Raw genomic sequence first — 23,800 nt, 5'->3', positions numbered from 1 at the left:
TGAGCGCCGTCAGCCGGGGTTGCTGTCGTCGTCGGTGTGCTTCTTCTCGGCTTGCTGAGCCAGGAAGCGCTCGAACTCCGCGCCCAGCTCGTCGCCGCTGGGTAATTCCTCGTCGCGGTCCAGCAGGGACCTGTTCTCCTGGGCGTCGATGAACGCGTCGTACTGGCGCTCAAGGGCGGTCACCACTTGAGCCACCTCGGCGCTCGCGCGAACCTGTTCGTCGATTTTGGTGCGCACCGCCGCGGCGGCGTCGGCGAGTGGCGAGAGCGGCAGGTCGAGTTCACCGGTCTTGGCGACCTGTTCGAGAAGCGCCTCGGCGGCCGCGGGATAGTCGGCTTGAGTCAAGTAGTGCGGGACGTGGACGGTGAAGCCGACGACCTGATGGCCGTGTTGGGCCATCCGGTACTCCAGCAGGTTGGATGCGCTGCCGGGGACCTGGATTTCGGAGACCCACGGTCGGAAGTCGGCTATCAGCTCGGTGTTGTTCGAGTGTGCCGTCATGGTGACCGGCCGCGTGTGTGGAACCGCCATCGGAACGGTGCCCAGGCCGATGGTCTGCCGGACACCCAGGCGTTCGGCAAGTAGTCGGGTGGCGGTGATGAAGCGTTCCCACTTTAGGTCCGGTTCCAAGCCGGCGAGCAGCAGAAACGGGGTACCCGCTGCATCGCGCAGCGCATGAAGGCTCAGTTCGGGGTCGGTGTAGCTGGTGAAGTGGTCGGTCTTGAACGTCATCGGCGGGCGGCGGGACCGGTAGTCCAGCAGCTCGTCGATCGCGAACGACGCGACCAGTTCGGAATCCAGGGCTGCCAACAGGTGAGTTGAGGCCAGCCGGATCGCGTGACCGGCGTCGGAAAATCCCTGCAGGGCGTGTACCAGCACCGGGCCGCGACCGTCGGCGGTCGCCACCTGGGGCGAGGGAAACTCGAGCTCGTACATGCCGGACGATCCCGGTTGGTAGTCAGGTGCCCGGTCGGGGTCGTGGTCGGACATTGGGTGCTGCCTCCTTTCCGGGGTGTCTGCGGGGTGCACCACCCAGTGTCCCCCAACCGATCGGTCGCCGTTCGATCCGGTCAGCTCAGGAACTGGCTCAGCGCCCGCATCTTGTTGGTCACGTCCAGTGCGGCCACCTTGTAGGCCTCGGAGAACGTCGGGTAGTTGAACACCGCGTCGACCAGGTAGTCGACCGTGCCGCCGCATCCCATGACGGCCTGGCCGATGTGCACCATCTCGGTGGCGCTGGTACCGAAGATGTGCACCCCGAGCAGGGTGTGATCCTGAGTGGACACCAGCAGCTTGAGCATGCCGTAGGAATCACCGGCTATCTGGCCGCGGGCAAGTTCCCGGTAGCGTGCCACACCCACCTCGTAGGGGATCGAGTCTCTGGTCAGCTCCACCTCGGTGGCGCCGACGTAGGAGATCTCCGGGATCGAATAGATGCCGATCGGCTGCAGCGCGGTGACGCCCTCGGTGGGTTCCCCGAAAGCGTGGGAGGCGGCCAGCCGTCCCTGGTCCATCGACGTGGCGGCCAGAGCCGGGAAGCCGATGACATCGCCCACCGCGTAGATGTGCTCGACCCGGGTCTGGAATCGGTCGTCGACGGGACTCCGTCCGCGGTGGTCGGTTTCCAGGCCCGCGTTCGCCAGATCCAGGTGCTCGGTCTGCCCTTGGCGGCCCGCGGAGTACATCACCGTTTCAGCCGGAATCTGTTTGCCGCTTGCCAGTGTGGTCACGGTGCCGGTGGAGCCGACGTCGACGGCGGTCACCTTCTCGCCGAACCGGAACGTCACCGCCAGGTCCCGCAGATGGAATTTGAGCGCCTCGACGATCTCCGGATCGCAGAACTCCAGCATCGTCTCGCGCTTCTCCACGACCGTGACCTTGGTGCCCAATGCGGCGAACATCGAGGCGTATTCGATTCCGATCACGCCGGCGCCGACCACCACCATCGTGGCAGGCAGCGATTTGAGGTCCAGAATCCCGTCGGAATCCAGGACCCGCTGCTCGTCGAACCCGATTCCCGGTGGCCGCACCGGCGTGGTGCCGGTGGCAATGACGATGTGCTCGCCGCTGATCGTGACCCGCTCCCCATGGACGTCGTGGTCGACCTGAATGGTGTGCGGGTCGATGAAGCGCCCATGGCCCAGGACCAGGTCGATTCGGTTGCGCATCAACTGCGAACGGACCACGTCGACCTGCTTGCCTATCACGTGCTGGGTGCGCGCGAGCAGGTCGGCCGGGGTGATCTTGTCCTTCACCCGGTAGCTCGCGCCGTAGAGATCGCGCTGATTCATCCCGGTGAGGTAGACGACGGCCTCCCGCAGCGTTTTCGACGGGATGGTTCCGGTGTTGACACAGACGCCGCCGACCATTCGCCCGCGCTCGATGATCGCCACCGACTTGCCCAGTTTCGCCGCGGCTATGGCGGCCTTCTGGCCGCCGGGTCCTGATCCGATAACCACCATGTCGTACTCGCGTATCGAAGTCATGGGATAGACGATAAAGCCCACAGTCGCGACTTTGTCCACAAGGAGGCTATCGAACCGGCTGGTTCGGGCGCACGCTGACGGTGCCGGGCATCAGCGTTGGGGTCATGACGACGCATCGACAAGACTTCGACCTCAACCGTCCCGCCGCACTGATAGCCGCGATCCCGGCAATCCTCGGCTTCGTTCCGGAGAAATCGCTTGTGCTGGTGTCGGCGGCCGACGGCGCACTGGACGCGGTGTTGCGCGCCGATCTCTGCGAACACCTCACCGATCGGATTGGCGAACTCGCCGGGGTCGCCGCGGCGGCCGAGCCGGATGCCGTGATTGCGGTGGTTGTCGACGAAGATGGCGCGCATTGCGCCGAGTGCAACCGCGACTATCGGCGACTCTGCGAGGCGTTGGCCAGGGCCCTGCTGCCCTATGGGATCGACTTTCCCGCCGGGTTCATCGTGGACAACGTTGCCCGTGGCGGTCGCTGGCATTGTGTCGACGGCTGCGGCGCGGGCGGGATCGTCGAAGATCCGTCGGCTTCGCCGCTGGCAGCCGCCGCGGTGCTGGACGGTCGGCGCCTCTATTCCCGGCGTGCGGACCTGCAGGCGGTGATCGCCGCCGATCCTGAGCGCACCGCGGCGTTGGGTCCGGTCCTCGAACAAGCCTCGGTCGCGCGCGAGCGGGCGCATCGCACCGACCCGCTGGGCTGCTGCCGCGACGATGTGCGGAACGCGATCGAGGCTGCCTCCCGGGTGGCCGACGGGCAATCGCTGTCCGATGCCGACGTGGCCCGGCTGGGTACGGCCCTGCGCGATGCCCGGGTGCGCGACATCCTGTACGGGCTGGCGGTGGCCGAGAACGCAGCCGCAGCGGAGACGCTGTGGTCGGTGTTGGCACGCGGACTGCCCCAGCCTTGGCGGGCGGAGGCGCTGGCGATGTTGGCGTTCAGTGCCTATGTGCGCGGAGACGGCCCGCTGGCCGGCATATCGCTGGAGACCGCGCTGCAATGCGACCCCGACCATCGGATGGCCGGCATGCTCGATACGGCATTGCGGTCGGGGATGCGGCCCGACGACATCCGCGAGCTGGCCGCCACCGGCTACCGGCTGGCCGATCGGCTGGGGCTGCGGCTGCCGCCACCGCGGGACTTCGGGCGGCAGGCGGGCTAACCATTACAGCTGGGTGGCCCGAGGGCAGCGGGGCGGCGGGGCAGCGGGGCAGCGGGGCGGCGAGGCAGCGGGCTCGGGTCAGACTTTCTCGACTTTGACCGCGTGTGCCATCTCATGCGGCAGCGTCACGTTCTCGTGACCGGGTATGACCACGGTCACGCCGCCTGCCGGGCTGGTCTCAACAGTGACGCGTGCGTTGGGGACCACGCCGGCCTCTTTGAGCCGGGCGATCAGGTTGATGTCACCCTGGACGTGTTCGGCCAGCCGGCGAACGACGACGGCGACCGCAGGGCCGTCCGGCAATTCGGTCAACCGGACCAGATTCGCGTGCTCGGCATCCGAATCGAGGCCGACGCCGAGGTCCAGCAGACCCGGAATCGGGTTGCCGAACGGCGATGTCGTGGGGCTGTCGAGCACCTTGACCAGGCGGCGTTCGACATCCTCACTCATCACGTGCTCCCACCGGCATGCTTCGGCGTGCACCTCTTCCCAGGGCAACCCGATCACGTCGACCAGGAGGCGCTCGGCGAGACGGTGTTTGCGCATCACGGACACGGCCAGTGCGCGGCCCTTGTCGGTGAGTTCGAGGTGCCGGTCGCCGGCCACCCGCAGGAGCCCGTCGCGCTCCATTCGGGACACGGTCTGGCTTACGGTGGGGCCACTTTGTTCGAGCCGTTCGGCGATCCGGGCGCGCAGCGGCGTCACGCCCTCCTCTTCGAGGTCGTAGATGGTCCGCAGATACATTTCGGTTGTGTCGACCAAGTCGTTCATTCAGCATCCTCCATCGCTGCTGACTCTACTTGGCCAACGCCGCGGACGGTCCATTCAAGGCGCACACGGTCTCGGATAGGTCCTATCCGTCGGGGTCGTGCGTCGTTGTCTACCCGAGCCGCAGCTCGGGTACGCCCTCAGCTGGCGTACGCCCGCAGCTCGGGTACGCCCTCAGCTGGCGTACGCCCGCAGCCGGTCGGCCCGCTCGCCTTGACGCAGTTTGCACATCACGTCGCGCTCGATCTGGCGGACCCGTTCCCGGGAGAGCCCGAACAGCTTGCCGATCTGGTCCAGGGTCCGTGGTTGGCCGTCGTCCAGGCCGAACCGCAGTCGGATGACCTGGTGTTCCCGTTCGTCGAGTGTGGCCAGCACGCTGCGGACGTCGGTGTGCAGCAGTTCGGCGATCACCGCGTTTTCGGCCGACATGGCCTCGGCGTCCTCGATGAAATCGCCCAGCGGGGCCTCTTCCTCCGAGCCGACCGGCATGTCCAGGCTGACCGGGTCGCGGCTGTGCTCCAGCAGGTCGTTGATCTTCTCGACCGGGATGCCGGACTCGGCAGCGAGTTCCTCGTCGGTCGCCTCACGGCCCAGGATCTGGTGCATCTCGCGCTTGATTCGCGCCAGCTTGTTGACCTGCTCGACCAGGTGGACGGGAAGCCGGATGGTGCGGCTCTGGTCGGCCATGCCCCGGGTGATCGCTTGACGGATCCACCAGGTGGCATATGTCGAGAACTTGAATCCCTTGGAGTAGTCGAACTTCTCCATGGCGCGGATGAGACCCAGGTTGCCCTCCTGGATCAGGTCCAGCAGGGGCATGCCGCGGCCCGTGTAGCGCTTTGCCAGTGACACCACCAGGCGAAGGTTCGCCTCCAGCAGATGACGGCGCGCCGCCTCGCCGTCGCGTGCCACCGCCGCCAAGGCTTGTTTCCGGTTCGCGCCAAGCCGCTTGCGGGTCTCCAACAGGTGAGCGGCATACAGGCCGGCCTCGATGCGCTTGGCCAGATCCACTTCGTCGGCGGCGTTGAGCAGTGCCGTCTTGCCGATACCGTTCAAATACACGCGCACCAGGTCGGCGGCCGGGCTTTGGGTATCCAGATCGCGGTCGACCCGGCGGCTGCCGCCCCTGCTGGCCGTCTGCGCCCGGGTCTGACCCCTGGCCGGACTCCTGGTCTGGCTCCTGGTTTCGGTCCTGGTTTCGGTCCTGGTTTCGGACACTGCGCGCCCTCCCGATCGGCTTTTCTTGTTACGTAGTCAACGAGACAGCGCTGTCCGGAGTTCCCGGTCCGAACCGGTCGCACACCCTCTGACGTGCGGAAATGCGGCCAGGACCTGAGAATGTGCTGAGAAGTGCGCCTGGACCGAGCGCTACACGGAACCGTCGGGGTTGATCGTCGTGGAATCCGGTTGGGATTCGGGGTGTGGCCGGGTTTCGAGTTCTCGCGGGCGCAGGGTCGCCAACAGCGACGGTCGGCGGGGGGCGTCGCTGTAGCGCCGCGGCTCGTCGGCGCTGCGGGGCGGCCGGTCGTTGGCGACCAGGACGGCTATCCACGGCAGCGGTATCGACGCGACGATGATCAGCAGCGAGATGAGGCCGTTGTGCCACAGCCCGTAGGCAACGGAGGCCAGGATGATTGCGGGGATCCGGAAAGACATGAGCGTCAGGTATTTGCGCACCCGCGCCCGATGCTGCTCCTCGTAGGAGGTTGCAGCGCCGGTGATCAGTACCGGACGGCCGTGATCGTCGAAATCATCGAACCCCGGCTCGTGGCCGCGCGCCATGCTTCCACTGTCCCACAGTTTGGACTCGACGGGCATTCCCCGGTGTCGGTTCCCCGGGAAGGGGGCACAATATGAGGCATGGATACCCAGACCCTTGAGCGCCCCGACATCGACGAACGCGCCGATGACGGAACCGGTGACGACGCACCCAAGTTCTTCCACTATGTGAAAAAGGACAAGATCGCCGAGAGCGCGGTGGTGGGCAGCCATGTGGTCGCGCTGTGCGGGGAGGTTTTTCCGGTCACCCGGGCCGCCAAGCCGGGCTCGCCGGTCTGCCCCGAATGCAAGCAGATCTACGACCGGATGAAGAAGGGCTGATCAGCTGCTCGACGGCCGGTCCGTCCGGTCGGCGATGACGCCGGTGCGTCGGGCAAGCCACTGGCGAAGCCGGTGGAAGTGGGTGGTCGGTGCGGGCCATTGCTCCTGGATCGCGGCATTGAGTTCGGCTCCGATCATGATGGAGAATCCGCCGAAGAACGCGAACAGCAGAAACGCTATCGGGGTGGCCAGCGCCCCGTAGGTGTACCCGGTGCTGCCGATCCACTTCAGGTAGATGCGAAGGCCCAGTGTGGCGATCGCGAACACCACGGCGGCCAGGACCGTGCCGGGGATCAGCCGGTGTGTCGGCAGCGGTACCGGCAGCGCCACCCGGTACAGCACGGTCACCCCGGCCATCAGCCCGAGTATCAACACGGGGTAGTAGCCGTAGTGCAGCAGGTTCTGCGGGCCGGCTGGAATGTGCTGGCCCACGGTGCGCGGGCCGACGACCGCGATCGGCGCGGCGATCACGACGAACGTCAGCATCGCGATGTAGATGAACAGCGCGAAGAATCGTTGCCGCACCGGATGTCGCAACGGTGTCTGGTCGTGCGCCTCGACGATGGCGTCTACGAAGGAGGAGACCGCCGAGGACCCGGCCCACAGCGAGATCAGGAAACCCACCGATGCGACGTCGCCGCCGGCGGTGGCGGTGATGTCGCGAATGGTCGGTTCGATGATCTCGCTGACCACGTTGGGTGAGAAGAAGTTGCGTGCCGTCGACAGCGTGCTCTTGATGATGGAGGGCAGGGTGTCCTGGCCGAATATCGGCGCAACCCAGGCCAATGTGCCCAATAGGCCCAGCAGCAATGGCGGCGTGGAGAGGCAGGTCCAAAAACCGGCCTCGGCGGATTCGGAGAAAATCGAATCATCCCAGGCCTTGGACAGCGTCCGGCGGCCCAGATGCCGGACATGGTGGCGCGAGGGTTTTGCAGCCTGAACACTCATACCCTTCCAGCATCACCGATGAGGCAGTGCGCGGCCGGCATTGGGGCGGGCGAGTTCGGCGGCAATTACCGGCCGCTCACCTCCAGCACGGCCGCCAACTCAACCAGCTTTGCCTCGTGCTCGTCGGCGTGATGCTGGCAGAAGAGCAGCTCGGCTCCGGAAGGCAGTGTTGCGCACACCCGAGCGGCGGCGCCGCAACGGTCGCAGCGGTCGGCGCGGGTCAGCTCGGGACTGGTCAGAGTTGCGTTCATGGCTCCTCCGTTCTGGCGATGGACTTACTCTCTCAGACGTTTGCCGGTTTCACCTTGTTCCCGGGCAGTTGCGGGGTGTGTCGTTATTCACCTGGCACCATGGTGCTCGTCGGGAACCGGTTGACGATCAGTCCAGGTAGTCGCGCAGGACCTGGGACCGGCTCGGGTGTCGCAGCTTCGACATGGTCTTGGACTCTATCTGGCGAATCCGCTCCCGGGTCACCCCGTAGACCTGTCCGATCTCGTCCAGGGTGCGAGGCTGGCCATCGGTGAGGCCGAAGCGCAGGCGCACGACGCCTGCCTCGCGTTCGGACAACGTGTCCAGCACCGACTGGAGTTGGTCCTGCAGCAGCGTGAAGGACACCGCGTCGACGGCCACCACGGCCTCGCTGTCCTCGATGAAATCGCCTAGCTGGCTGTCGCCCTCGTCGCCGATGGTCTGATCCAGCGAGATCGGCTCGCGGGCGTACTGCTGGATCTCCAGCACCTTCTCCGGGGTGATGTCCATTTCCTTGGCGAGTTCCTCCGGGCTGGGTTCCCGGCCCAGGTCCTGTAGGAGCTCGCGCTGGATTCGGCCCAGCTTGTTGATCACTTCCACCATGTGCACCGGGATACGGATGGTGCGGGCCTGATCGGCCATGGCGCGGGTGATCGCCTGGCGAATCCACCAGGTCGCGTAGGTGGAGAACTTGTACCCCTTGGTGTAGTCGAACTTCTCGACGGCGCGGATCAACCCGAGGTTGCCCTCCTGGATGAGGTCCAGAAAGGCCATACCGCGACCGGTGTAACGCTTGGCCAGCGACACCACCAGCCGCAGGTTGGCTTCGAGCAGATGGTTCTTGGCGCGGTCGCCATCCCGGCAGATCCACGTCATGTCGCGGCGCTGGGCGGCGGGCAGCTTCTCGCCGCGGTCGGCCAATTCCGTCATCAGTTGCGTGGCGTACAGGCCGGCCTCGATCCGCTTGGCGAGCTCGACCTCCTCCTCGGCGTTGAGCAGCGCCACCTTGCCGATCTGCTTGAGGTAGGCGCGCACCGAGTCGGCCGATGCGGTGAGTTCGGCGTCCTTGCGGGCCTGCCGCAATGCCTCGGACTCCTCCTCGTCCCAGACGAAATCTCCGGAGGCCTTGTCCTTGTCGCTGGGTTCGGGGATCACCTCGTCCTCGTCGTCATCCTCGGCGGCGGCCTTGCCGGCCGCTTTGCCGGCTGCGGTGCTCTTGGGGTCCCCGGGCTTCTCGGCACCGTCGTCACCGTCACCGTCACCGGCACCGTCGGCGTCGTCACCGTCACCGGCACCGTCGGCGTCGTCGTCGGCCGCTACATCCTCGAGGTCTTCGAGGTTGATCTCGGCATCATCGACGTCGAGATCGTCATCCGGTTCGGTGTCCAGGCCCTCAGCGGTCGCCGATTCGGCGTTGGGGCCCCCCGACACCTTGTCTTCGTCCTTGGGCTTTGCCGCCCCGCGCTTGGCCGATGATTTGGCGATTACTTTGGCGGCTGCTTTGGCCAGCGCTTTGCCGCGGGCCTTCTTCGGGGCAGGGGCGACGGCCGTGGCGGCTGGGGTGCCGGGGGTGCCGGTGGCCCCTTTGGCCGCCTTCGCGGTCCGCTTGGCCGGTGTTGCGCCCGCGGCGGCTGTGGCCGCTGCGCGCTTGGCGGGAGATTTCCTGGCGGTCGACTTCGCGGCGGGAGGTTTCGCGGCGGTGCGCCGCACCGGCTCATCGGTCACCGGAGTTGCCTTCGTCGCTGCCACGTACACCCCTTTGGTCGGACGCACTTTCGGTGTGGACACAGTTCACCGAAAATGTCTGCTATGTCGAATGTCGGCGATCGACATCAGCGTGCGTATCGCGCGCTAGTCGGTTTGGGCGGCCGCCGGCGACCATTGTAACTTCACCACCGGCGCGGCTTTGTCGAGCGGCCGAAATTCAGCGTGACGCGCCCCCGTCGGCTGCCATCGCCGCCCCGACGATCCCGGCCGCGTTGCGCAGTGCGGCGGGCACCACCGGTGTGCGGCATTCCAGCAGGTGAACCCACTTGTCGGCTTTGCGGCTGATGCCGCCGCCGGCGATGAACAGGTCGGGGCAGATGGCGTTCTCGACCGCGACCAGCACCCTGGTGACCTGTTTCGCCCACTTCGCGTAGCTCCAGCCCTTGTTCTCCCTGACCGATGAGGCTGCGCGTTGCTCGGCCTCTTTGCCGCCGACCTCGATGTGGCCGAATTCGGTGTTGGGGATCAGTGTTCCGTCGTGGATGAGTGCCGAACCGATACCGGTTCCGAAGGTGAGCAACGCGACCAGCCCCTCATGGCCCCGGCCTGCACCGAAACGTTCCTCGGCCAATCCGGCAGCGTCCGCGTCGTTGAGGATCGTGACGTCCTGGCCGTCGAGTTCGGCGCTGATCACGGCGCGGGCATCGGTTCCGATCCACGCCTTGTCCACGTTTGCCGCCGTCCGCACGATGCCGTGGGTGACGACCCCGGGGTAGGTCACGCCGAGCGGTCCGGCCCACCCGAACCGGTCGACCACTTCGGCGATGGCCCTGGCGACCGCCGCGGGCGTGGCCGGTTGCGGGGTGAGCAGCTTGATGCGGTCGCCGATCAGCTGTCCGGTGTCCAGGTTCACGACGGCGCCCTTGATGCCGCTGCCGCCCACGTCGATACCGAAACCTCGGCGCCGCGGCTGGGAGGTGGCCGGTTCGGCTGACGGGTGAGTCCCGGACGGGATGGCGGCCATCGGATCTCCTCGACGGGTGCGGGTTGTTTGCTCACCATAGCGACCGCGTTCCGAGGAAGCCGCGACGCACGATGTGTCGATCGCTCGGTGGCTGTGATGCGATAGACCCGTGAACCCGTCGGGAAGATCGCGCACGGAGGCCGCGACGTTGCGTTCGGTGGCTCACTTGCTGGCGGATGAGGCGGCGGTATTCGTCCGTCGCCGCCGCGCGGAAGTGTTCGGCGCCGGACCCGCTGGCGGGCCGGATTCGGGTACCGGGGCGGTACGCGCCAAGACCACTCCGACCGACCCCGTGACGGTGGTCGATACCGACACCGAACGGTTGCTGCGTGATCGGATCGCTGAACTGCGGCCCGGCGACCTGATTCTCGGGGAGGAGGGTGGCGGGCCGGAGGGCACCGCCACCGGGCCGGCGGGCACGGTCACCTGGGTGCTGGACCCGATCGACGGCACGGTGAACTTCGTCTACGGAATCCCGGCCTATGCGGTTTCGGTCGGGGTGCAGGTCGGTGGCCGGTCGGTGGCCGGTGCCGTTGCCGACGTGGTTGGCGGACGGGTCTACTCCGCGGCGTTGGGACAGGGGGCGAGCGTCGTCGATGCGAACGGCACGCATGCGCTGCGGTGCTCCGCCGTCGAGGATTTGTCGATGGCGTTGCTGGGCACCGGATTCGGCTACTCGCCGGCGCGGCGGAGTGCTCAGGCGGCGCTGCTGGCGCGGATTCTCCCCGTGGTCCGCGACGTGCGGCGGATCGGCTCCGCGGCGCTGGATCTGTGCCTGGTGGCGGCGGGCCGGCTCGATGCCTACTACGAGCATGGGCTGCAGGTTTGGGATCAGGCGGCCGGAGCGCTGATCGCCGCCGAAGCGGGTGCGCGGGTAGTGCTACCGGCACCCGGCGCGACCGGCGCCGGGCCGGTGGTGGCCGCGTCGCCCGGCATCAGCGACGCACTGCTGGGCGTTCTGCGGGACGCGGGTGGGCTGGAACCGCTGAACTGAGCGATCAGCAGCTGTCGGCGTGGATCCGCGACAGCAGCGCGGGGTTGGTAGGTTCGGTGGCGCCCGACCGCAGGACCGTCAGCGCTGCCTCGACGTCGTCACTGTGGGCCAGCGCGGTGAAGTCGGTGCCGAGTGCAAGGTCGACGGAGTCGTCGGCCCGGCCGTCGTTGTAGAGCTCGGTGCAGGGAGCGACCAGCCAGAGCGCCGCGGCGGTGCTCTGTCCGGCGGAGCCGAAGCGGATCTGGCCTTGGCAGTTCAGCCGGACGTCGGCGTAGAGGGGGTCGTTGGCGGCACTCGGCCGGGCAAAACCCAAGTCCTGCAGTGCGGCGGCAATATCACCGGCGTGGCCGCCGCGGCCGCTGGCATTGAGTACCCGCACCTTGGTGTGCCGGAGTTCGGCGGGTGCGACGTCGATCATCTGACTCCGTGATACCGGCTCGCCGAGGTCGCCACCCGGCGCCGCACCGTCGGTCGGCGGCGGTGGGTTGCACACTGCAGCTTCCCGGGTGTCCGGCGACCCGGTGAGGGCGATAGTCCACACCAGGCCGGTCACCAACGCCATCAGGGTGACGGCGACGATCGCGGGCCGGGGGTTGCGGCGCCGAAAAGGCCGACCGTGCTTGTCGAAGGCGGTTCCGGCGGTGATGTGTGCGACCACAGCTGCACTCTAATCGCGGGGTCGCTTCGCCGTTCAGGGCGCCGGGAAACGACTGGTCATATGATGTGACGTAAATCACGCCCAGTTTGTTGTCGATAAGGGCACGAATCATTTGGTGCAGGCGTTCGACGCTGGTACAAAGCGTTGCTTGAACCAGTTGCGTGAACTGGATGCTTGGACTGACGCGGGCGACAACGGACGGGGAGTAGAGGAATGGCTACCGACTATGACGCTCCACGGCGTACCGACAACGACGATGTCTCCGAGGATTCGCTGGAGGCGCTGAAGGCGCGGCGCAACGAAGCGGCGTCGGCGGTTGTGGACGTCGACGAGTCGGAATCCGCGGAGTCTTTCGAGTTGCCCGGCGCCGACCTTTCCGGCGAAGAGTTGTCCGTGCGGGTCGTCCCCAAGCAGGCTGACGAGTTCACCTGCTCCAGTTGTTTCCTGGTGCAGCACCGCAGCCGGTTGGCCAGCGAGAAGAACGGCCTGATGATCTGCACCGACTGCGCGCCCTGACGGGCACAACCTGCAACCCGCCGCCTCAACTACGCATCGCAGCCAGCATCCGGTCGGGGTGGCGGCAGCTCACCAGCCAATACGGTGTCGGATCGTCGGGGTCATCGAGGACCATCAGAACCATCGGGCCGACCCACGGCCGATGTAGGACGAAGGCCGCCGGGTCGAGCTGCCGGCCCAGTGCAGCCGACTTCGCGGTCCGCGCAACCTCGGCGGACCTGGAGATCACGGTGACCGGCAGATGCGCGTCGCCGGCCCACACTTCAACCTCCTTCCCGAGCCCGGGGCTTTGGCCGGGGCCCGAGGCTGCGCCCTCGACGACCCGGACCTCGAGACGCCCGAGCCACAGCAGGGTGGCGGTCGCAACGGAGAACAGCGTCGCGAACGGCAACCAGTCGGGCAGGGAGCGCAGGCCCATGTTGAATTCCGTTGCTATCAGGGCTGCCGCTGAGAAACCCAGTGGCCACCACCACCAGGGCACCCGCAAACGTTCGCGATATCGCACACTGTGCGGCACGACGCGCGTCTCGGTCACGGCACAAGGGTAATCTGTGGCCCCGTGGCGATCAGTCTGGCCGTAGTCCGCCTCGACGAAGGCCTCCCGATGCCCGCGCGCGCTCACCAGGGCGACGCCGGAGTGGATCTGTTCAGCGCCGAGGACGTGCAGCTGGCATCCGGGCAGCGCGCCCTGGTGCGCACCGGTGTGGCGGTCGCCATCCCGTTCGGCATGGTCGGGTTGGTCCACCCGCGTTCGGGACTGGCCTCGCGGGTGGGGCTGTCGATCGTCAACAGTCCCGGCACCATCGACGCGGGATACCGTGGTGAAATCAAGGTGGCGCTGATCAATCTCGATCCCACGACACCCATCGTGGTGGGTCGCGGTGACCGGATTGCGCAGTTGGTGGTCCAGCGGGTCGAATTGGTGGACCTCGTCGAGGTGGCGTCGTTCCACGAGGCGGGGTTGGCTGAAACGTCGCGCGGAGACGGCGGCCACGGTTCTTCCGGTGGGCACGCGAGTTTGTGACCGGCGACGAGGTGAGCGAACGAAGCGATGAGGAGGGCGGCGCCCGTGAAGGCATTCGGTAGGCGCGCGCGCACAGACGCCACCCCGGCACCGCCGGTGGCCGCTCACAGCGCGGACGCCGATGCGCTCGACGAACCCGACGCGCAGGGCGGGGAACCCGATGGCCCGTTCGATATCGAGGACTTCGACGATCCCGCTGCGGCCGAGATCGCCCGCCTCGACCTCGGTTCGGTACTCGTCCCGATGCCCGCGGCGGGCCAGGTGCAGGTTGAACTGACCGAGACCGGAGTCCCCAGCGCGGTGTGGGTGATCACGCCCAACGGCCGGTACACCATCGCCGCCTATGCCGCACCAAAAAGCCCCGGCCTGTGGCGCGAGGTGGCCGGCGAACTGGCCGACTCGCTGCGGAAGGACTCCGCAGAGGTATCGATCAAAGACGGCCCTTGGGGGCGGGAAGTGATCGGCACTGCCTCCGGCGCGGTCCGCTTCATCGGGGTCGACGGCTACCGCTGGATGATTCGATGCGTGGTCAACGGGGCCCTCGAAACCTTCGATGTGCTCACCGAGGAGGCTCGGGCCGCACTGGCCGACACGGTGGTTCGCCGAGGGGACACGCCGTTGCCGGTGCGCACGCCGCTGCCGGTGCAACTGCCCGAGCCGATGGCCCAGCAGTTGGCCGCAGCCGCGACCGCCCAGCAGGGCGCCGAACAGAGTCCCGAGCCGGAACCGCCCGAACCCGCACCGTCGCAGTCGCTCCAGCCGGGCGCCCGCCGGGGAGCCGGCGGGTCGGCGATGCAGCAGTTGCGCGGCACGAACACCGGGGGTTGACCGGCGGCCCACCCGCCCCCGAAGCCGCCGTCAACCCGCCGCACCGAGGGCGGCGAGACAGGCCGCTCCCAGCACCTCGGTGTGTGTACCCATCTCGGTCAGCGTTACCGTGCGCAGTGCCCCACGGGGTGCGGCGTTCGCCCAGTCGGCGCCGACCCGCAACGGGTGGATCGGATCGTCGAGTGCGGCCACCACGCCCAGCGGTGCGGTCAGTGCGGCCAACTCGGCGCAACTGGGCGCCACGAAGGACGCCACCGCCTCCATGGCATCGGGCAGCCCCGGCCACTGCGCCTGCCACGAACGGGTCAGCTCGGCTGCCAACCACGGCGGACTGGACGCCCGCATCTGCGCCGTCGTCACCGCCAATCCCTGTCGACGCAGCTGCGCCGCCGTATGCCGGGCGGCCTGGGCAGCCGGGGCATCGCCGGGGCCGCCGCTCCAGGCCGGCAGTGCCGCCAGCACGGCCACGGTGGATTCGGGATGCGCCAGTGCCCAGGCGGCGGCCACCGCCGCCCCGATCGAGACACCGCCGACACCGATCGGCCCCAGCCGGGCGGCGTCGTCCAAGGCGGCCCGATAGCCGTCGATCAACCGGCCCGGCTGCGGCACCGGCGCCTCCACCGTCGTTCCCGCTGCGGTCAGCGGACCGGAAAAGGCCCGGCGTACGTAGTCGTCGTCGGATCCTGTTCCGGGGAGCAACACCGTGGTGACACCGCGCAGATCGACAGCCACCCACCCATAGTGCCCGGCGCGGCAGCGTGTCGGGACCGGGGTGCCCGCCGACACCTGGTCAGCGGGTGTGGCGCGGGGCGACCAACAGGTCTACGGTTGCCCTTGCATGGTGACATGCGGGATGGGTGGCAGACACCTGCCCGAATGACGTCAGATTGTCAGGAGCGGTCAATGGGGAGCCCAGGATATCTTCGTCGGCTGACCCGTCGAGTGACGGAAGACCCGGAGCTGCGCGAGGCCGACGAACTGGCCGACGAAGTCCTCAATTCCGGTGCGCAGCGCGTCGTCGACTGTGAGCGCGGCCAAGAGGTGACGATGGTGGGGACACTGCGCAGCGTCGAAACCAACGGCAAGGGATGCGCCGGCGGCGTGCGCGCGGAGCTGTTCGACGGCAGCGACAGCGTGACTTTGGTGTGGCTGGGCCAGCGACGCATTCCGGGAATCGACTCCGGCCGCACGCTGCGGGTGCGGGGGCGGCTGGGCAAACTGGAGAACGGGAACAAGGCCATCTACAACCCGCACTACGAAATCCAGCGGTGAGGCCTCGGACCACGACAGGTCCGGGTCACCCGGCCCGGGACGCGGCTGCCCCCGGTGAACGCTGACCGGGCCGGGCAGCTACTGGAGCAGGCGGGTGGCGCAAGCGGCCTCGTCTACTCGACGCTTCCGGTGGTGACATTCGTCGTGGTCTCCGGCGTGGTCGGCCTGCTGCCGGCGATCGCCGCCGCGCTGGGTACGGCCGCCCTGGTGTTGTTTTGGCGGCTGATCCGCCGCGACTCCGTGCAACCGGCAGTGTCGGGATTTTTCGGGGTCGCGGTCTGTGCGCTGATCGCGTACTTCCTGGGTCAGGCGAAGGGGTATTTTCTGCTGGGTATCTGGATGTCGCTGCTGTGGGCTGTCGTCTTCGCGGTATCGATCGTCATCCGCAGGCCCGCGGTCGGCTACGTCTGGAGCTGGGCCAGCGGGCGCGACAACAGCTGGCGGGACGTGCCGCGGGCGGTGTACGCCTTCGACGGGGCATCGCTGTGCTGGACGCTGGTGTTCGGGGCCCGTTTCCTGGTCCAGGAACGCCTCTACGACCTCGGTGAGACCGGCTGGTTGGGGGTGGCTCGGATCGCGATGGGCTGGCCGCTCACCGGCCTTGCGGCGCTGGCGACCTATGCGGCGATCAAGGCCGTCCGGCGCACGTCCACCGCCGATTCTGCGCCCGTGGCGCAACCACCCCCGTTGACCCTGCGTTGAGGGTGCAAAAGTGCGGGTAGGTGGCGCCGTGAGCGCAGAGTGAACGCTAGGGGTTGGGCAGTGGCGTTGACTCTGCGTTGAGGGCGCCCTCCACTCGCACTTTTGCGCCACCAGCGCAGAATCAACCTCGAATAACCCGCCAGGTGGGCTACCGACCCACGTTCCTAGCCGGAGTGCTCGGAATCCGGCAGCAGCAGGCGCTGCAGCCCCTCTTCAACCTCGGTGGTGGCCACGAAGAGCAACTCATCGCCGCCCTCCAGGGGTTCATCGCCTTCCGGCACGATCACCCGGGCCCCCCGCAGGATCGTCACCAGTGCCGCGTCACTCGGTAGCTGCAGCTTGCGCACGGGTTTCCCACCCCACGGCGTGTCGTCGGGCAGAGTGATCTCGACCAGGTTGGCCTCGCCCTTGCGGAACTCCATCAGGCGCACCAGGTCGCCGACGGCGACCGCCTCCTCGATCAGCGAGGCCAACATCCGGGGTGTGGACACCGCCACGTCGACCCCCCAGGCGTCGGTGAACAGCCACTCGTTGCGCGGATCGTTGACCCGGGCCACCACGCGGGGGACGGCGAACTCGGTCTTTGCCAGCAGACTGAGCACCACGTTGGCCTTGTCATCGCCGGTGGCGGCGACCACCACGTCGAAATCCTCCAGATGCATCGATTCGAGCAGAGTCAATTCGCAAGCATCGCCAAGAAGCCAGTTTGCGTCAGGAATCGCTTCGGCGTCCAGGTGATCGGTGTTGCGCTCGATCAGCGTCACATCGTGCGAATTCGCGACGAGCTCACGGGTGACCGAGCGACCCACGGCTCCCGCGCCAGCGATGGCTACCTTCATCTGCGCCACTCCTCAACCCCGGCTCCGCCGGCGTCAACGCCAGCTCCGCCGGCGTCAACGCCAGCTCCGCCGGCGTTTTCGTCGTTGCCGCGTTTCATCCGGCCGCCCCCCGCCTCATCGCTCCAGCTCCTCGCTGGGCGGCAGTGCCGCGATGGCCAGCGCTTCGCCGACACGGCCGGAGATCGCGGCCACATAGACCTGGTCGCCGGCCTGCAGCACCGTCGTCGGCTCCGGCAGGACCCCGGTGCCGAAGCGGATCAGGAAGGCCACCCGCGCCCCGGTGGCATGCTGGAACTCCTTGACCTGGTAGCCGATCCATCTCTCGTGCAGCACAACCTGGGCGACTGCGACCGTTCCGGTCGGATCTCTCCATTTGGCGGTCTCGGTCTCCTGCATCAACGTGTTGAGCAACCGGTCGGTGGTCCACGGAACCGTGGCGATCGTCGGAATACCGAGGCGTTCGTAGACCTCGGCGCGCTTGGCGTCGTAGATGCGGGCAACCACCCGCCGCACGGCGAACGTTTCCCGCGCCAACCGTGCCGAGATGATGTTCGAGTTGTCCCCGGATGACACGGCGGCGAATGCGTCGGCGCGTTCGATGCCGGCCGCGAGCAGCACATCGCGGTCGAAACCCTGCCCGATCACCCGTTCACCCGCGAATTCGGCGTTGAGCCGGTTGAATGCCGTGCTGTCACGGTCGATGACCGAGACATCGTGGCCGATTCGCGACAGGCCGTGCGCCAGCGAAGATCCGACCCGGCCGCATCCCATCACAACCACCCGCACGTGGAGGTCCTTTCGGTTGTGCACTTCCCGTCGCGATCGATCGGCGATCGATCCCGGGGCCCACCGGCGCCCACCAGCGCCCTCGGCGCCCCCGGGGTCCGCCGGGGAAAATTCTCGCCTAGGGAACGCTACCGCCGGACCCGTGTGGGCTTAGTCTTGGCTCTCGTGTCGAAGTTTTCAAATGTTGTGCGCAATGCGCGCACACTGCTGATCGGCGAGCCATATCGCAGCGACCAACTGAGCCACACGTTGCTGCCCAAGCGCATCGCCCTGCCGGTGTTCGCCTCGGACGCGTTGTCATCGGTGGCCTACGCCCCCGAGGAGATCTTTCTGATGCTCTCGGTCGGCGGGCTGGCCGCCTACTCGCTGTCGCCGTGGATCGGTCTCGCGGTGGGCGCGGTCATGCTGGTCGTGGTCGCCAGCTACCGCCAGAACGTGCACGCCTACCCATCCGGTGGCGGCGACTACGAGGTGGTCACCACCAACCTCGGTGACAACGCCGGCCTGACCGTGGCCAGCGCCCTGATGGTCGACTACGTCCTGACCGTCGCAGTCTCGACCGCGTCGGCGATGTCGAATATCGGATCGGCCGTCCCGCTGGTGGCCCACCACAAGGTCTGGTTCTGCGTGGCGGCGATCCTGCTGGTGACGGCGATCAATCTGCGCGGGGTCCGCGAATCCGGGGTGGCCTTCGCCATACCGACCTACGCCTTCATCGTCGGGATCGTCGCGATGCTGGGCTGGGGATTCTTCCGGATCTTCATACTCGGCGATCACCTGCAGGCCGAGTCCTCCGAGTCCGCAGGTGTGCACATGCACGCCGAGCACGGCAAGGTCTTCGGTTTCGCGCTGGTGTTCCTGGTCGCCCGGTCCTTCTCGTCGGGATGTGCGGCGCTGACCGGTGTCGAGGCGATCAGCAACGGGGTGCCCGCGTTCGAGAAACCCAAGTCGCGCAACGCGGCCACCACCCTGCTGATGCTGGGCGGGATCGCGGTCGCCCTGCTGATGGGCATCATCGTGCTGTCCAACATGATCGGGGTGCAGCTGGTCGACGACCCGGAGCTGCAGCTGACCGGAGTGCCTGTCGACTACCTCCAGAAGACCCTGGTCACCCAAATCGCCCACACGGTGTTCGGCAGCTTTCAGATCGGGTTCGTGCTGATCACCGCGGTCACGGCGCTCATCCTCGTGCTGGCGGCCAACACCGCCTTCAACGGGTTCCCAGTGCTCGGCTCGGTGCTCGCCCAGCACAGCTACCTGCCCCGCCAGCTGCACACCCGAGGCGACCGGCTGGCCTTCTCCAACGGGATCGTCTTCCTGTCGGTGGCGGCCCTGTCGGCGATCATCGCGTTCCGCGCCGAGCTCAGTGCCCTGATCCAGCTCTACATCGTCGGCGTCTTCATCTCGTTCACGCTGAGCCAGATCGGCATGGTGCGGCACTGGACCAGGCTGTTGCGCACCGAGACCGACGCCGCGGCCCGGCGCAGGATGGGCCGATCGCGGATCGTCAACACCATCGGGGCCATTGCCACCGGTGCGGTGCTGCTGGTCGTGATGGTGACCAAATTCCTGGCTGGCGCCTGGATCGCCATCGTGGCCATGACGGTGATGTTCGTGCTGATGAAACTGATCCGCCACCACTACGACGGGGTCAGCCGGGAACTGGCCGAAGAGGCCGCAGCACACGGAACGGAGATCGTGCTGCCCAGCCGCAATCACGCTCTGGTGCTGGTGTCGAAGTTGCGCCTGCCCACGCTGCGCGCCCTGGCCTATGCCCGCGCCACCCGGCCGGACGTGCTGGAGGCCATCACCGTCAAAGTCGACGAAGCCGAAACCCTTGAGCTGCAGCATGAGTGGGAGGACAGCGACGTCAACGTCCCCCTGAAAGTGATCGCCTCCCCGTACCGCGACATCACCGGTCCGGTACTGGACTACGTCAAGCGGGTGAGTAGGGAATCGCCGCGTTCGGTGGTGACGGTGTTCATCCCGGAGTACGTGGTGGGCCGCTGGTGGGAACAGCTGCTGCACAATCAGAGTGCGCTTCGGCTCAAGGGCCGGCTGCTGTTCATGCCCGGGGTGATGGTGACGTCCGTTCCCTGGCAGCTGACCTCCTCCGAGCGGATCAAGGAGTTCGAGGCGCACGCGGCCCCCGGCGACGCACGGCGGGGCATCTTCGATTGACTCCCGAACCCGCCGCCGTGGAGCTGACGTTGGATGTCGGCCCGCCCGCCAACGGTGGAAGTTGCATCGCGCACCACGACGGCCGGGTGGTTTTCGTCCGCCACGCCCTGCCCGGCGAGCGGGTCCGGGCGCGGGTGACCGCGGATCGCGGATCCTATTGGCACGCAGAGGTTATCGACGTCATCTCGGCGTCGCCGGATCGGATCGACCCGCTGTGTCCGATCGCCGGGGTGGATGGCGCCGGCTGTTGCGACCTGTCGTTCGCGGCCCCGCCGGCCGCGCTGACGCTCAAGGCCGAGGTGGTGGCCAACCAGCTCGACCGGCTCGGCGGCTATCGGTGGGCAGGTTCGGCGCGGGCCGTCGGGAATGCCGGTGCCACCGGTTGGCGTACCCGGGTCCGGCTCGACGTGGGAGCAGACGGTCACCCGGGGTTCCACCGCTACCACAGCGATGAGCTGGTCTGCGACCTGCGGTGCGCCCAAGTGTCTGCCGGGATGCTCGACGATCTTGCACGGCGCGACTGGCCGGCCGGGGCCCGGGTGCATGCCGTTGTCGACGACGACGGGCAGCGACACGTGGCCGCCACCGTGCGGCAGGGTAGGCGCACGACGGTGGATGTCGTCGAAGGCGGCGACCAAGTGCTGCAGCGGGTGGGCTCCCGCGGCTGGCGGTTGCCGGTGACGGCGTTCTGGCAGGCGCACCGCGATGCCGCGGCGACCTACAGCAGTGTCGTCGCCGACTGGGCGGAGGTCGCCGACGGCATGACCGGCTGGGACCTCTACGGCGGCGCCGGTGTTTTCGCCGCGGTGCTGGCCGAGGCGGTGGGGGAGTCGGGCCGGGTGCTCAGCGTCGATACTTCGCGCGCGGCGTCGGGCGCGGCGCGGGCGGCGCTGGCGGATCTGCCGCAGGTGGACATCGTCACCGGTTCGGTACGCCGGGTGCTGACGGCACAGACCTCCGGCGCCGACGTAGCGGTGCTGGATCCGCCGCGATCTGGTGCGGGCCGTGAGGTGATCGACCTGCTGGCGGCCGCCGAAGTGCCGAAGGTGGTTCATTTCGGCTGTGAGGCAGCATCATTCGCCCGCGATATCGGGCTGTACCGGCGCAGCGGCTACACCGTGCGGAAGATCGAGGTGTTCGACGCGTTTCCCCTGACCCACCACGTGGAGTGCGTCGCGCTCCTCACCCGATAGGCGGCACGGGATGTCCGGCGACCGCTATTCCGCTGAGACGTCAGATGTGATCACGGTCCGCGGTCTTACCTTCAGCTACCCGCGATCGCACACTCCGGCCATCCGCGGAATGGATTTCACCGTCGGCCGCGGCGAGATCTTCGGCTTCCTGGGCCCCAGCGGGGCGGGCAAGTCGACGACACAGCGATTGCTGATCGGGCTGCTGCGCGGTCACGGCGGCACGATCGAGGTCTGGGGTGCGGAGCCGGCATCCCAGGGTTCCGACTACTACGAACGCATCGGAGTGTCGTTCGAACTGCCCAATCACTACCGGAAGCTCACCGGTGTGGAGAACCTGCGGTTCTTCGCGTCCCTGTACCGGGGTGCGACCGCCGACCCGGTCCGGCTGCTGGACGAACTGGGACTGGCCGACCATGCCCATACTCGGGTGGGCCGGTACTCCAAGGGCATGCAGATGCGGCTCACGTTCGCCCGCGCCCTGATCAACGAGCCGGAGCTGCTGTTCCTCGACGAGCCGACAGCCGGCCTGGATCCGGTGAACGCTCGCACGGTCAAGGACATGATCGTGGATCTGAAGGCGCGCGGGCGCACCGTCTTCCTGACCACCCACGATATGGCGACGGCCGACGAGCTCTGCGACCGCGTGGCGTTTGTGGTCGACGGCCGGATCGTTGCGCTCGACGCGCCGGCCGAGCTGAAGATCGCCCGCAGCCGGCGCGTGGTCCGGGTCGAATACCGCAGGGCCAAAGGAGGTTTGACGACGGCTGAGTTCCCGATGGACACCCTCGCCGATGATCCGGCGTTTTATGCGCTGCTCCGTGACGAGCACGTCGAGACCATCCACAGCCGTGAAGCCTCCCTCGACGACGTCCTCGTCGAGCTCACCGGAAGGCGCCTGCGGTGACCCGCCTGGCCCGCGCGGTGTGCCTGGAACTGACCAGCCAACTGCGGCAGCGGTTCTTGCATGCCGCGGTGTTCTCCGGATTGATCTGGCTGGCGGTGCTGCTGCCGATGCCGCCCGGGCTGCGCCGGGCCGCCGAGCCCTACGTGCTGTGCGGCGACATCACCATCATCGGGTTCTTCTTCATCGCGGGCGCGGTGTTCTTCGAGAAACAGGAACGCACCCTGGGGGCGGTTATCTGCACCCCGTTGCGGTTCTTCGAGTATCTGTTCGCTAAATTGCTTGTGCTGCTGATGATTTCGCTGGGTGTAGCTGTGGTGGTCGTCACCGTTGCGCACGGGCTCGACTACCGTGTGATGCCCGTGCTCGCCGGGGTGACCTTGGGGACGCTGCTGATGCTGCTGGTGGGTTTCGTCACGTCACTGCCCTTCGCCTCGATCAGCGATTGGTTCCTGGCGGCCACGATTCCGCTGGCCGTGATGAATCTGCCGGTCCTCTACCTGTCGGGGCTGTGGCCGCACCCGGTGCTCTACCTGCTGCCCATGCAGGGGCCGCTGCTACTGCTGGGCAGTGCGTTCGGCCAGTTGAGTCTGCAAGCGTGGCAGGTCGCCTACGCGGTGGGCTATCCGCTGCTATGTGTGGCCGGATTGTGCTGGGCGGCAAGAGCGCTGTTCACTCGCTACGTGCTGGCGGGCGACGGGGCGGGTTCGACGGGCCCATGACGCCGCCGATGCGTGCGCTGACAGCGTTCGGGCGCAACGACCTTCGCGGCACCTACCGGGAACCGCTGCTGGTGATGATCGTCGTCGCCCCGGTCATCTGGACCACCGCGGTGGCGGTGCTGACCCCGAAGGCCACCGTGCTGCTGGCCCGGCGCAACGGATTCGACCTGGTGCCGTACTACCCGTTGATCCTGACCGCATTCCTGCTGCTGACCAGCATCATCATCGTCGGCGCCCTGGGGGCCTTCCTGGTGCTCGATGAGATCGACGCGGGCACCCTGACCGCGCTGCGGGTCACCCCGGTGCCGTTGTCGATATTCCTCGGCTACCGGGCCGCGACGGTTGTCGCGGTGACCGCGGCGTACGTGGTTGCCACCATGTCATGCAGTGGGCTGTTGGGTCCGGGGCTGATGCTGCCGTTGATTCCCATTGGGCTGCTCGCCGGGCTGACCGCGGTGGTGACGCTACTGCTGATCATCGCAGTGGCGAGCAACAAGATTCAGGGCCTGGCGATGGTACGCGCCCTCGGCTTGCTCATCGCCGGCCTGCCCTGCCTGCCCTGGTTCATCCATTCGGGTTGGAACCTGGCCTTCGGTGTGCTGCCGCCCTACTGGGCCGCCAAGTCATTCTGGGTGGCCGCCGCACACGGCATCTGGTGGCCGTACCTGGTGGCCGGCTTCGGATACAACCTGGTCCTGGGGTGGTGGCTGTTCAACAGGTTTCGCGCCGCCCACACCTGACG

Annotated in this window: 27 protein-coding genes; 13 read left to right on the top strand and 14 right to left on the bottom strand. The window is 67.5% G+C overall.

Going from position 1 to position 23,800, the window contains the following annotated elements:
• Positions 1-9: 9 nt before the first annotated feature.
• Both ACK5M9_RS05165 and sthA read right to left on the bottom strand, forming a co-directional pair.
• Positions 10-990, bottom strand: a complete 981-nt coding sequence (locus tag ACK5M9_RS05165; protein WP_416892107.1) for a proteasome assembly chaperone family protein — start codon at positions 988-990, stop codon at positions 10-12.
• 80 nt (positions 991-1,070) lie between these two features.
• Entirely contained in the window at positions 1,071-2,477 is a 1,407-nt protein-coding gene (sthA, locus tag ACK5M9_RS05160; RefSeq protein WP_416892143.1) for a Si-specific NAD(P)(+) transhydrogenase, read from the bottom strand.
• Positions 2,478-2,590: 113 nt separating this feature from the next.
• Between sthA and ACK5M9_RS05155 the strand changes: the two genes are divergently transcribed.
• Positions 2,591-3,646: a DUF4192 domain-containing protein gene (locus ACK5M9_RS05155; RefSeq protein WP_416892106.1), complete on the top strand. Its 1,056-nt coding sequence runs from the start codon at positions 2,591-2,593 to the stop codon at positions 3,644-3,646.
• A 78-nt stretch (positions 3,647-3,724) separates the two neighbouring features.
• On the opposite strand, the gene ACK5M9_RS05150 is transcribed toward ACK5M9_RS05155, so the two are convergent.
• The 3 genes from ACK5M9_RS05150 to ACK5M9_RS05140 all read right to left on the bottom strand — a co-directional run bounded on the left by ACK5M9_RS05150 (position 3,725) and on the right by ACK5M9_RS05140 (position 6,214).
• The gene (locus ACK5M9_RS05150) at positions 3,725-4,417 is read right to left on the bottom strand and encodes a metal-dependent transcriptional regulator (protein ID WP_416892105.1); all 693 of its coding nucleotides are present in this window, start codon (positions 4,415-4,417) and stop codon (positions 3,725-3,727) included.
• Positions 4,418-4,588: 171 nt separating this feature from the next.
• Positions 4,589-5,632: a sigma-70 family RNA polymerase sigma factor gene (locus ACK5M9_RS05145; RefSeq protein WP_416892104.1), complete on the bottom strand. Its 1,044-nt coding sequence runs from the start codon at positions 5,630-5,632 to the stop codon at positions 4,589-4,591.
• 150 nt (positions 5,633-5,782) lie between these two features.
• Positions 5,783-6,214: a DUF3099 domain-containing protein gene (locus ACK5M9_RS05140; protein WP_416892142.1), complete on the bottom strand. Its 432-nt coding sequence runs from the start codon at positions 6,212-6,214 to the stop codon at positions 5,783-5,785.
• A gap of 60 nt (positions 6,215-6,274) precedes the next feature.
• Here ACK5M9_RS05140 and ACK5M9_RS05135 point away from each other — a divergent pair, with 60 nt between their 5' ends.
• A complete protein-coding gene (locus ACK5M9_RS05135) occupies positions 6,275-6,514 on the top strand; it encodes a DUF3039 domain-containing protein (protein WP_416892103.1) in 240 nt (79 codons plus the stop codon).
• Here ACK5M9_RS05135 and ACK5M9_RS05130 read toward each other — a convergent pair whose 3' ends face one another.
• The 4 genes from ACK5M9_RS05130 to ppgK form a co-directional block, all read right to left on the bottom strand.
• On the bottom strand, positions 6,515-7,462 hold the full coding sequence (locus ACK5M9_RS05130; protein ID WP_416892102.1) for a YihY/virulence factor BrkB family protein: 948 nt from the start codon (positions 7,460-7,462) through the stop codon (positions 6,515-6,517).
• A 65-nt stretch (positions 7,463-7,527) separates the two neighbouring features.
• Positions 7,528-7,713, bottom strand: coding sequence for a hypothetical protein (locus ACK5M9_RS05125; RefSeq protein ID WP_416892101.1), 186 nt, complete (start codon positions 7,711-7,713; stop codon positions 7,528-7,530).
• A 127-nt stretch (positions 7,714-7,840) separates the two neighbouring features.
• Positions 7,841-9,460 (bottom strand): RNA polymerase sigma factor, encoded by a 1,620-nt coding sequence (locus ACK5M9_RS05120; protein WP_416892100.1) that lies wholly within the window; start codon positions 9,458-9,460, stop codon positions 7,841-7,843.
• Positions 9,461-9,635: 175 nt separating this feature from the next.
• On the bottom strand, positions 9,636-10,442 hold the full coding sequence (gene ppgK / locus ACK5M9_RS05115) for a polyphosphate--glucose phosphotransferase (protein WP_416892099.1): 807 nt from the start codon (positions 10,440-10,442) through the stop codon (positions 9,636-9,638).
• 109 nt (positions 10,443-10,551) lie between these two features.
• Here ppgK and ACK5M9_RS05110 point away from each other — a divergent pair, with 109 nt between their 5' ends.
• Positions 10,552-11,436, top strand: a complete 885-nt coding sequence (locus ACK5M9_RS05110) for an inositol monophosphatase family protein (protein ID WP_416892098.1) — start codon at positions 10,552-10,554, stop codon at positions 11,434-11,436.
• Positions 11,437-11,440: 4 nt separating this feature from the next.
• Here the strand turns inward: ACK5M9_RS05110 and cei are convergent, their stop codons facing one another.
• A complete protein-coding gene (gene cei, locus ACK5M9_RS05105; protein ID WP_416892097.1) occupies positions 11,441-12,094 on the bottom strand; it encodes an envelope integrity protein Cei in 654 nt (217 codons plus the stop codon).
• A 213-nt stretch (positions 12,095-12,307) separates the two neighbouring features.
• Here cei and ACK5M9_RS05100 point away from each other — a divergent pair, with 213 nt between their 5' ends.
• Positions 12,308-12,610 (top strand): DUF4193 domain-containing protein, encoded by a 303-nt coding sequence (locus ACK5M9_RS05100; protein WP_416892096.1) that lies wholly within the window; start codon positions 12,308-12,310, stop codon positions 12,608-12,610.
• A gap of 25 nt (positions 12,611-12,635) precedes the next feature.
• Here the strand turns inward: ACK5M9_RS05100 and ACK5M9_RS05095 are convergent, their stop codons facing one another.
• Positions 12,636-13,145: a DUF3093 domain-containing protein gene (locus ACK5M9_RS05095; RefSeq protein ID WP_416892095.1), complete on the bottom strand. Its 510-nt coding sequence runs from the start codon at positions 13,143-13,145 to the stop codon at positions 12,636-12,638.
• A gap of 24 nt (positions 13,146-13,169) precedes the next feature.
• On the opposite strand from ACK5M9_RS05095, the gene dut reads away from it, so the two are divergent.
• On the top strand, positions 13,170-13,634 hold the full coding sequence (gene dut, locus ACK5M9_RS05090; RefSeq protein ID WP_416892094.1) for a dUTP diphosphatase: 465 nt from the start codon (positions 13,170-13,172) through the stop codon (positions 13,632-13,634).
• A 27-nt stretch (positions 13,635-13,661) separates the two neighbouring features.
• Positions 13,662-14,462, top strand: coding sequence for a DUF3710 domain-containing protein (locus ACK5M9_RS05085; protein ID WP_416892093.1), 801 nt, complete (start codon positions 13,662-13,664; stop codon positions 14,460-14,462).
• A gap of 30 nt (positions 14,463-14,492) precedes the next feature.
• Here ACK5M9_RS05085 and ACK5M9_RS05080 read toward each other — a convergent pair whose 3' ends face one another.
• Positions 14,493-15,194 carry an alpha/beta hydrolase gene (locus ACK5M9_RS05080; protein ID WP_416892092.1) on the bottom strand — a complete coding sequence of 234 codons (702 nt, stop codon included), beginning with the start codon at positions 15,192-15,194 and terminating at the stop codon, positions 14,493-14,495.
• A gap of 171 nt (positions 15,195-15,365) precedes the next feature.
• On the opposite strand from ACK5M9_RS05080, the gene ACK5M9_RS05075 reads away from it, so the two are divergent.
• Both ACK5M9_RS05075 and ACK5M9_RS05070 read left to right on the top strand, forming a co-directional pair.
• Positions 15,366-15,734 carry an OB-fold nucleic acid binding domain-containing protein gene (locus ACK5M9_RS05075; protein ID WP_416892091.1) on the top strand — a complete coding sequence of 123 codons (369 nt, stop codon included), beginning with the start codon at positions 15,366-15,368 and terminating at the stop codon, positions 15,732-15,734.
• A gap of 54 nt (positions 15,735-15,788) precedes the next feature.
• Positions 15,789-16,436 (top strand): DUF3159 domain-containing protein, encoded by a 648-nt coding sequence (locus ACK5M9_RS05070; protein ID WP_416892090.1) that lies wholly within the window; start codon positions 15,789-15,791, stop codon positions 16,434-16,436.
• A 164-nt stretch (positions 16,437-16,600) separates the two neighbouring features.
• Here the strand turns inward: ACK5M9_RS05070 and ACK5M9_RS05065 are convergent, their stop codons facing one another.
• Together ACK5M9_RS05065 and ACK5M9_RS05060 are read right to left on the bottom strand one after the other, a co-directional pair.
• The gene (locus ACK5M9_RS05065; RefSeq protein WP_416892089.1) at positions 16,601-17,275 is read right to left on the bottom strand and encodes a potassium channel family protein; all 675 of its coding nucleotides are present in this window, start codon (positions 17,273-17,275) and stop codon (positions 16,601-16,603) included.
• 114 nt (positions 17,276-17,389) lie between these two features.
• On the bottom strand, positions 17,390-18,061 hold the full coding sequence (locus tag ACK5M9_RS05060; protein WP_416892088.1) for a potassium channel family protein: 672 nt from the start codon (positions 18,059-18,061) through the stop codon (positions 17,390-17,392).
• Between the two features lie 186 nt (positions 18,062-18,247).
• Here ACK5M9_RS05060 and ACK5M9_RS05055 point away from each other — a divergent pair, with 186 nt between their 5' ends.
• The 5 genes from ACK5M9_RS05055 to ACK5M9_RS05035 are packed head-to-tail and all read left to right on the top strand — an operon-like array spanning position 18,248 to position 23,798.
• Positions 18,248-20,242 (top strand): APC family permease, encoded by a 1,995-nt coding sequence (locus tag ACK5M9_RS05055; protein ID WP_416892141.1) that lies wholly within the window; start codon positions 18,248-18,250, stop codon positions 20,240-20,242.
• Complete coding sequence (locus ACK5M9_RS05050; protein WP_416892087.1) at positions 20,239-21,435, top strand: class I SAM-dependent RNA methyltransferase; 1,197 nt, start codon at positions 20,239-20,241, stop codon at positions 21,433-21,435. Before ACK5M9_RS05055 ends, ACK5M9_RS05050 begins: the two co-directional genes overlap by 4 nt.
• Positions 21,436-21,445: 10 nt before the next feature.
• A complete protein-coding gene (locus tag ACK5M9_RS05045) occupies positions 21,446-22,339 on the top strand; it encodes an ABC transporter ATP-binding protein (protein WP_416892086.1) in 894 nt (297 codons plus the stop codon).
• Complete coding sequence (locus ACK5M9_RS05040; protein ID WP_416892085.1) at positions 22,336-23,058, top strand: fluoroquinolone transporter permease; 723 nt, start codon at positions 22,336-22,338, stop codon at positions 23,056-23,058. The genes ACK5M9_RS05045 and ACK5M9_RS05040 overlap by 4 nt, the downstream gene beginning before the upstream one ends.
• An 8-nt stretch (positions 23,059-23,066) precedes the next feature.
• On the top strand, positions 23,067-23,798 hold the full coding sequence (locus ACK5M9_RS05035) for an ABC transporter permease (RefSeq protein ID WP_416892084.1): 732 nt from the start codon (positions 23,067-23,069) through the stop codon (positions 23,796-23,798).
• Positions 23,799-23,800: the final 2 nt, after the last annotated feature.

The sequence above is a fragment of the Mycobacterium sp. genome, from assembly GCF_047975165.1.
Lineage (GTDB): Bacteria > Actinomycetota > Actinomycetes > Mycobacteriales > Mycobacteriaceae > Mycobacterium.
This window is presented reverse-complemented; position numbering and strand designations above follow the sequence as displayed.